This is a genomic window from Streptomyces boluensis (assembly GCF_009908195.1).
In the GTDB taxonomy this organism is placed as follows: Bacteria; Actinomycetota; Actinomycetes; order Streptomycetales; family Streptomycetaceae; genus Streptomyces; species Streptomyces boluensis.
Genome location: NZ_JAAAHS010000351.1, coordinates 1 through 7,980, shown reverse-complemented (window position 1 = coordinate 7,980; position 7,980 = coordinate 1). Strand labels below are relative to the sequence as shown.

Annotated in this window: 6 protein-coding genes; all 6 read left to right on the top strand. The window is 72.7% G+C overall.

Annotated elements, in window-relative coordinates; translation table 11 throughout:
• Window positions 1-699, top strand: a 699-nt coding sequence (locus tag GUY60_RS30365) for a thiamine pyrophosphate-dependent enzyme (protein WP_246235844.1), incomplete at its 5' end; no start/stop codon positions are given.
• A 100-nt stretch (window positions 700-799) separates the two neighbouring features.
• Window positions 800-2,302, top strand: a complete 1,503-nt coding sequence (gene mmsA, locus GUY60_RS30360; RefSeq protein ID WP_161703600.1) for a CoA-acylating methylmalonate-semialdehyde dehydrogenase — start codon at window positions 800-802, stop codon at window positions 2,300-2,302.
• Window positions 2,303-2,416: 114 nt separating this feature from the next.
• Complete coding sequence (locus GUY60_RS30355) at window positions 2,417-3,331, top strand: alpha/beta fold hydrolase (RefSeq protein WP_161703599.1); 915 nt, start codon at window positions 2,417-2,419, stop codon at window positions 3,329-3,331.
• A 13-nt stretch (window positions 3,332-3,344) separates the two neighbouring features.
• Complete coding sequence (locus GUY60_RS30350; protein ID WP_312866486.1) at window positions 3,345-4,136, top strand: MerR family transcriptional regulator; 792 nt, start codon at window positions 3,345-3,347, stop codon at window positions 4,134-4,136.
• A gap of 170 nt (window positions 4,137-4,306) precedes the next feature.
• A complete protein-coding gene (locus GUY60_RS30345; protein WP_161703597.1) occupies window positions 4,307-6,964 on the top strand; it encodes an alpha/beta fold hydrolase in 2,658 nt (885 codons plus the stop codon).
• Window positions 6,961-7,818 carry an ABC transporter permease gene (locus tag GUY60_RS30340; protein ID WP_161703595.1) on the top strand — a complete coding sequence of 286 codons (858 nt, stop codon included), beginning with the start codon at window positions 6,961-6,963 and terminating at the stop codon, window positions 7,816-7,818. Before GUY60_RS30345 ends, GUY60_RS30340 begins: the two co-directional genes overlap by 4 nt.
• The last annotated feature ends 162 nt before the right edge of the window (window positions 7,819-7,980 follow it).

The following is a 7,980-nucleotide window of genomic DNA, read 5'->3' as shown; positions in this document are numbered from 1 at the left end:
CGCCCCACCCAGGCCCAAGTCCTCGGCGTGCTCGACGAGTTGGCCGACCACACCGACGTACTGATCAACGCCGCCGGCTCCCTCCCAGGCGACCTGCACAAACTCTGGCGGGCCCGTGACCCGCTGCAGTACCACGTCGAGTACGGCTACTCCTGCATGGGATACGAGATCCCGGCCGCGATCGGGGTCACGCTCGCCGCACCCGGGCGGAAGGTGTGGGCGCTCGTCGGCGACGGCACGTATCTGATGCTGCCCACCGAGATCGTCACGGCCGTACAGGAACATCTGCCCGTCAAGGTGGTGATCCTGCAGAACCACGGGTACGCGTCCATCGGAGGGCTTTCGCAGGCCGTGGGTGCCGAGCGGTTCGGCACCGCGTACCGCTTCCGGGCCCCCGACGGGACGTACACCGGGGATCCGCTGCCCGTCGACCTGGCCGCCAACGCGGCCTCGCTCGGGATGCGGGTGCTGCGCGCGAAAACGGTCCGTGACCTGCGAGAAGCGCTCGCCGAAGCGAGACGTTCCGAGGTGCCCACATGTGTCTATACGGAGACGGAAACGGCAGACACAGTGTCGGGCGTGCCGCCCGCGCAGGCGTGGTGGGATGTTCCGGTGGCCGCGACCGCGAACCGCCCGGCGGCGGTCGAGGCCCGCGAGGAGTACGACCGGCAGGCACGGTCGCGCCGCCGCCATCTGTAGAGCCATCTGCAGAGCTTCTGCAGAGCCATCTGTAGAGGGGCACGGCGGGCGCACCACGTGCCGCCGCCATCTGTGAGGAACCGCGAGGGAGCTGTACACCATGACGAAGTCCGTGCACCACTGGATCGGCGGCAAGACTGTCGAGGGCACGTCGGGGAACACCGGGCCCGTGACCGACCCGGCGACCGGCGCGGTCACCACCCGCGTCGACTTCGCCTCGGTCGAGGAGGTGGACGCCGCGGTCGCCGCGGCCAAGGAGGCGTACGCGTCCTGGGGGCTGTCCTCGCTCGCGCAGCGCACCACGGTCCTGTTCAAGTTCCGTGCCCTGCTCGACGCCAACCGCGACGCCATCGCCGAACTGATCACCGCCGAGCACGGCAAGGTGCACTCGGACGCGCTCGGTGAGGTCGCGCGCGGCCTGGAGATCGTCGACCTGGCCTGCGGGATCACCGTGCAGCTGAAGGGCGAGCTGTCGACCGGGGTGTCCAGCCGGGTCGACGTGGCCTCGATCCGGCAGCCGCTCGGTGTGGTCGCGGGCATCACGCCGTTCAACTTCCCGGCCATGGTGCCGATGTGGATGTTCCCCATCGCCATCGCGTGCGGCAACACGTTCGTCCTCAAGCCGTCCGAGAAGGACCCCTCGGCCGCGTTGAAGATCGCGGAGCTGCTCACCGAGGCGGGCCTCCCCGACGGTGTCTTCAACGTCCTGCACGGCGACAAGGTGGCCGTCGACCGCCTCCTCGAACACCCCGACGTGGCCGCCGTGTCCTTCGTGGGCTCGACCCCGATCGCCCGGTACATCCACACCACCGCCGCCGCCAACGGCAAGCGGGTGCAGGCGCTCGGCGGCGCGAAGAACCACATGCTGGTGCTGCCCGACGCCGACCTGGACGCGGCCGCCGACGCTGCGGTCTCCGCCGCGTACGGCTCGGCCGGTGAGCGCTGCATGGCGATCTCCGCGGTCGTCGCGGTGGGCGAGGTCGGCGACGAGCTGGTCGCCAAGATCCGCGAGCGCGCCGAGAAGATCAAGATCGGCCCCGGCAACGACCCGGCCTCCGAGATGGGCCCGCTGATCACCGCCGCGCACCGCGACAAGGTCGCCTCCTACGTGCACGGCGCCAAGGAGCAGGGCTGCGAGGTCGTCCTCGACGGCACCGGGTACACCGTCGACGGCTTCGAGGACGGCCACTGGATCGGCCTGTCGCTGCTCGACCGGGTGCCGGTCACGGCCGACGCGTACAAGGACGAGATCTTCGGCCCGGTCCTGTGCGTCCTCCGCGCCGAGACGTACGAGGAGGGCCTCGCGCTCATCAACGCCTCGCCGTTCGGCAACGGCACCGCGATCTTCACCCGGGACGGCGGCGCCGCCCGCCGCTTCCAGCTGGAGGTCGAGGCCGGCATGGTCGGCGTGAACGTGCCGATCCCGGTGCCGGTGGGCTACCACTCCTTCGGTGGCTGGAAGGACTCCCTCTTCGGCGACCACCACATCTACGGCAACGACGGCACGCACTTCTACACCCGCGGCAAGGTCGTCACCACCCGCTGGCCCGACCCGGCGGAGTCCCCGGCGGGCGTCGACCTCGGCTTCCCGCGCAACCACTGAGGCGCCGCTCCTCCACCTGACACGAGCCCCCGTCCGCCGCGCGCGGACGGGGGCTCGTGCTGGTGTGCCGCGCCGCTTGACCTTGACCCTGCGTCAGGGTTGGAGCCTGGCCGCATGACGGACAACAGCACATCCCCGGCGGCCCGGTTCGCGCCGCCGGTCGGGGAGTTCCAGGAGATCGACGGCCGCCGTGTGCACGTACACCGGTCGGGCAGCGGCGGACCGGCCGTGGTGTTCCTGCCGGGCGCCGGGGCGGTAGGGCTCGACTACTTCGGCGTACAGCAGGAGGTCGCGCGGTTCAGCACGGCCGTCGTGTACGACCGCGGCGGCACCGGCTACAGCGACCCGCTGCCGCTGCCCCGCACCGCAGGGGCGGTCGCCGTGGAACTGCGCCAACTCCTGCGCGCACAACGGATTCCCGGCCCCTACGTCCTGGTGCCGCACTCCCTCGGCGGCTTCTACGCGCACCGGTTCGCGCAGCTGTACCCGCGGGACGTGGCCGGGCTCGTCCGCCTCGACGCCTTCCACCACGACTGGGACGCCTACATGCCGGCCGAGGCGGCCCTCGCCGAGGTCGAGCGGATGGGCCCGGACCGGGAGCAGCTGGACCGGATGCGCCCGGCTCTCGGCGCGATGCGGGAGGAGCTGCTCGCCGGCTACCCGGAGCACATACGGCTGCCGCTGCTCGCCGCGAAGGACAGCGACGCGTGGACCGACGCGGGCATCGGTGAGCGCACAGGCCTCGCCGCGCTCGCCGCCGAACTGCGGGCCGGGCCCGGCTTTCCCGACGTCCCGCTGATCGCGCTCACGGTGGTGGGCACCGACCCCGGCCAGCGGGCGCTGACGCCGGAGCGGACGCTGCGGGAGATGCACGAGGGCCGGACGCGCCTCGACGCGGCCCTGGTGCGCGCGGTCTCGCGCGGCGAGCAGCGGGTGCTCTCCGACACCGCCCACCACCGGCTCTGCTTCGACCGCCCCGACGCGGTGGTGCGGGCGGTCCGCGACGTGGTCGAACAGGCGCGCGCATAGACTCGGGCCGACCGTGTCGTACGAGGACACGGCCACGTCGTACGAGGACCCGAGGGGGACGGTGCTCACGATCGGCCGGCTCGCGGAGACCGCGGGCGTGACGGTGCGCACCGTGCGCCACTACCACCACGTCGGCCTGCTGCCCGAGCCCGAGCGGGACGCCTCCGGCTACCGCCGCTACAGCGCGCAGGCGGCGGTGGACCTCATCCGGATCAGGACCCTCGCCGACGCCGGGGTGCCGCTGGCCCGGATCGGCGCGCTGCTGCGGGCGCGGCCCGCCGAGTTCGCCGCGGCCGTCGCGGACATCGACGCGGGACTGCGGCGCAAGGTCGACGAGCTCACCGAGTACCGCCGCCGGATCGCCCAACTGGACAGTGGCGAAAGGCTCGTTCTGCCTCCCGAGGTGGTCGCCGTCCTGGACCGGATGCGCGGCCTCGGGGTCAGCGAGCGCCGGGTACGCCTCGAACGCGACGCGTGGATCCTGATGCGGGCCCTGGACCCGCAGCTCGTGCCGGAGCGGGTCCGGGCCAAGAACGCGGGCCTCGACGACCCCGAGACGGTACGGCTCCTCCTCGCCTGCGACCAGGCGGTCGACTGGGATCCGCGGGACCCGCGCCTCGACGGGCTCATCGACGAACTCGACGCCTGGGAGGCCGCGTACGAGGCCGCGCACGAGGGCGACGGTGAGCGGGCCGGTTACGTGAACCTGGTCTCGTCCCGGATCTCCGAGGCGTCCCCGGCGTGGCAGCGCGTCATCGCGGCGCTGACCCACCGCGCGGAGCGGCGGCGTCGCACGGAGCCTTGAGCGGGGCCGCTGAACGGGGTCCCTGAGCGGGGCCTCACCCGCACTCCGTGGTCAAGCAGCACGTACCACGGCTGCGGTATGCGGGGCTCGGAATGTACGACCCGGGGAGGTGCGCAGGTTCCACCTGCCGGTTGCTCCGGCTGTCAGTCGCCACCCGTACGGTTGAACGCATGATTCGCCGAGATACGTCAGGGTCCGGACGGCTCCGGACCCGGCTGCGCGGACGGCGGCTGCTCGCGACGGTGGCCGCCGTCGCCGTGCTCGCCGGGGCCGGCACCTGGACCGCCGTCGCCGCCACCGACGACGCACCCGCCGTGCACCGCGAGGACCGGGCCCTGCCCATGGGTGAGGGGGTGCGGATCGACACCTCGTACTTCACCTCGGGGGACCGCGACACCAAGCGCCCCGCCGTGCTCATCGGGCACGGCTTCGGCGGCAGCAAGAACGACGTCCGCGCCCAGGCCGAGAAGCTCGCCGCCGACGGATACGCCGTACTGACCTGGTCCGCGCGCGGATTCGGCACGTCCGGCGGCCGGATCGGGCTCAACGACCCGAAGGCCGAGGTCGCCGACGCCTCCCGGCTCATCGACTGGCTGGCGAAGCGGCCCGAGGTCCAGCTGCAGTCCGACGGCGACCCGCTCGTCGGGATGACCGGCGCCTCGTACGGCGGCGCGGTCTCCCTGCTCACCGCCGGACACGACGACCGCGTCGACGCGATCGCCCCGGCGATCACCTACTGGAACCTCGCCGACGCGCTGTTCCCCGACGGGGTGTTCAAGAAGCTCTGGGCCGGCATGTTCCTGTCCACCGGCGGCGGCTGCAAGGCCTTCGAGCCGCAGCTCTGCGCCATGTACAACCGCGTCGCCGAGGCCGGAAAGCCCGACGACAAGGCCCGCGAACTCCTGGAGGCCCGCAGTCCGAGCGCCGTCGGCGACAAGATCGACGTACCCACGCTGATCATGCAGGGCCAGACCGACTCCCTCTTCCCGCTCTCCCACGCCGACGCCATGGCCCGCACCATCGGGGACAACGGCGCACCCGTCGCCGTCGACTGGATCGCGGGCGGCCACGACGGCGGCGACATGGAGCTCGGCCGGATCGAGGGCCGCGTCGGCGCCTGGTTCGACCGGTACCTCAAGGACGACAAGTCCGCCGACACCGGCGCCCCCTTCCGCGTCACCCGCACCGGAGGCGTCGACTCCACCGACGGCAGGGCCCAACTGCGCGGCGCCACCGACGGTGAGTACGCGGGCCTGGACAGCGGACGGCGCACCTTCGCCCTGCGCGGCGGCACCAAGTCCTTCGAGAACCCGGCGGGTTCGAGCCCGCCCGCGATCTCCAACGTCCCCGGACTCACCGGCGGTCTCACCCAGCTCTCCTCCCTCGGCCTCGGCGGCCTCTCCACCGACTTCCCCGGCCAGCACGCCGCCTTCGACTCGGCCCCCCTCAAGAGCGACCTGCGCATCACCGGCTCACCCACCGCCACGCTGCACGTGAAGTCCGACCGGGACGACGCGGTCCTCTTCGGCAAGGTGTACGACGTGGGGCCCGACGGCCGGCAGAGCGTGCTGCCCTCCCAGCTCGTCGCACCGATCCGGGTCGAGGACGCGAAGCGCGGCAAGGACGTGGAGGTCACCCTCCCCGCCATCGACCATGAGGTACGCGCGGGGCACCGACTCCGCCTCGTCCTCGCCTCCACCGACCTCGGGTACGCCTCACCGGCCGCCCCCGCCACGTACAGCGTCACCCTCGACGGCGGTCTCGACGTGCCCACGGTGCCCGAGCTGAAGACGCAGGCCGCGACGTTGCCCGCCTGGGTGTGGTGGCTGCCGCTCGGCGCCCTCGCCGTCGCGGCCGGACTGCTGCTCACCGCGCGCCGCCGCACCACCCCGCCACCCCCGGACCCGAAGCTCGCCGAAGTCCCGCTGCAGATCACCGACTTGAGCAAGAAGTACGGCAAGTCCGAGCGGTACTCGGTGCGCGACCTCTCCTTCCGCGTGGAGCAGGGCCAGGTACTCGGGCTTCTCGGTCCCAACGGCGCGGGCAAGACCACGTCCCTGCGGATGCTGATGGGCCTGATCGCCCCGGACGCCGGCGAGATCCGCGTCTTCGGGCACGCCGTCAGGCCCGGCGCCCCGGTGCTCTCCCGGGTCGGCGCGTTCGTCGAGGGCGCGGGCTTCCTGCCGCACCTGTCGGGCGCCGAGAACCTCCGGCTCTACTGGGCCGCCACCGGCCGCCCCGCCGAGGACGCGCACATCGACGAGGCCCTGGAGATCGCCGGCCTCGGCGACGCCCTCGCCCGCGCCGTGCGTACGTACTCGCAGGGCATGCGGCAGCGCCTCGCCATCGCCCAGGCCATGCTCGGCCTGCCCGACCTGCTGATCCTCGACGAACCCACCAACGGCCTCGACCCGCCCCAGATCCGCGAGATGCGCGAGGTGATGATCCGGTACGCGGCACAGGGCCGCACCGTCATCGTCTCCAGCCACCTCCTCGCCGAGGTCGAGCAGACCTGCACGCACCTCGTGGTCATGGACCACGGCAAGCTCGTCCAGGCCGGTCCCGTCGACGAGATCGTCGGCTCGGGCCAGACCCTCCTGGTCTCCACGGAACAGCCGCCCGAGCCCGTGCTCGTCGAGAAGATCAACGCGCTCGAAGGCGTGCTCTCGGCCGTCGCCACCGACGGCGGCGTCCTCGTCCGGCTCGACGGCGCCACCGTGGCCGAACTCCTCGCCGAGCTCCTCAGGCTCGACGTCCCGGTCACCGGGGTCGGCCCGCACCGAAGGCTCGAGGACGCCTTCCTGACCCTGATCGGAGACCCGGCATGAGCGCCGCCGTGGACGCCGCGCCCGGCTACCGCGCCGGACGCACCCTGCCCCTGCGGGTCGAGCTGCAACGCCAACTGGGCCGCCGCCGCACCCTGGTGATGGGCGGCATCCTCGCGGTGCTCCCGCTGATCCTGGTCGCCGCCTTCGCCATCGGCGGCACCCCGGAGGCGAACGCGCGGCGCGGTGCGACCCTCATGCAGGTCGCCACCGAGTCCGGCGCGAACTTCGCCGCGACCTGCCTGTTCGTCTCGGCGGGCTTCCTTCTTGTCGTCCCCGTCGCGCTGTTCTGCGGCGACACGGTCGCCTCGGAGGCCAGCTGGTCGTCCCTGCGCTACCTGCTCGCCTCACCCGTGCCCCGCGCCCGGCTGCTCTGGAGCAAACTCGCGGTCGCGCTCGGCCTGAGCGCCGCCGCCATGCTCCTGATGCCGCTGATCGCCCTCGCCGTGGGCACGGTGGCGTACGGCTGGGGGCCGCTGGAACTCCCGACCGGCGGCGGCCTCGCCGCGGGCGACTCCGCGCTGCGCCTCCTCGTGGTCGTCGGGTACATCTTCGCGTCCCAACTGGTCACCGCGGGCCTCGCGTTCTGGCTCTCCACCAAGACCGACGCCCCGCTCGGCGCGGTCGGCGGCGCCGTCGGCCTGACCATCATCGGCAACGTCCTGGACGCGGTCGAGGCACTCGGCGGCTGGCGCGACGTACTGCCCGCGCACTGGCAGTTCGCGTGGATAGACGCCCTCCAGCCGACCCCCGAGTGGGGCGGCATGATCCAGGGCACCGCGGTCTCCGTGACGTACGCGGTGATCCTGGTGGCGCTCGCGTTCCGCGGCTTCACCCGCAAGGACATCGTGAGCTGACCGCAAGGACATGGTCAGCTGACCTGGACGGTCGTCGGCTGACCCGGACGGACGGGTGGCCCGCGCGGGCCACCCGTTCGGCGCACGTCCCGGTGTGGCCGGACCCGCTGCCCGCCCCGCGCGGGTCAGGGTGCAGCCATGGCCACGACGACACCCCGCGCC

Excerpts from the sequence above, each read along its gene's own strand:
- mmsA (WP_161703600.1), top strand. The coding sequence starts at position 800 with ATGACGAAGTCCGTGCACCACTGGATCGGCGGCAAGACTGTCGAGGGC.
- GUY60_RS30355 (WP_161703599.1), top strand. The coding sequence starts at position 2,417 with ATGACGGACAACAGCACATCCCCGGCGGCCCGGTTCGCGCCGCCGGTC.
- GUY60_RS30345 (WP_161703597.1), top strand. The coding sequence starts at position 4,307 with ATGATTCGCCGAGATACGTCAGGGTCCGGACGGCTCCGGACCCGGCTG.
- GUY60_RS30340 (WP_161703595.1), top strand. The coding sequence starts at position 6,961 with ATGAGCGCCGCCGTGGACGCCGCGCCCGGCTACCGCGCCGGACGCACC.